1 protein-coding gene is annotated in these 210 nt (G+C 42.9%); it reads left to right on the forward strand.

The window, feature by feature from the left end; translation table 11 throughout:
• A partial coding sequence (locus HMPREF3106_RS03075; protein WP_168160692.1) for a hypothetical protein occupies positions 1-210 on the forward strand: 210 nt, incomplete at both ends.

A 210-nucleotide genomic window follows, 5' to 3' on the forward strand; every position in this document is an offset into this window, starting at 1 on the left:
CCCGTTTTGTGACGCTTCAAGGCACACAAGAAGTGGAAGTAGCACCAACTGTCGAAGGAACGCAAGCTGCACCAACGTTTTTACAAGGCGAAAAATACTACTTCAATAAACAAACGAAGACGGAAGATGGTATTACTACTCACTACTATGATTTAGTAACGGGAGATAAACCAGCCGTTGAGCCAAACGAAAAAGAAGAAAAAGCGGTGA

Origin of the sequence: Granulicatella sp. HMSC31F03, from assembly GCF_001807725.1 — a bacterium.
Classification (GTDB): domain Bacteria; phylum Bacillota; class Bacilli; order Lactobacillales; family Aerococcaceae; genus Granulicatella; species Granulicatella adiacens.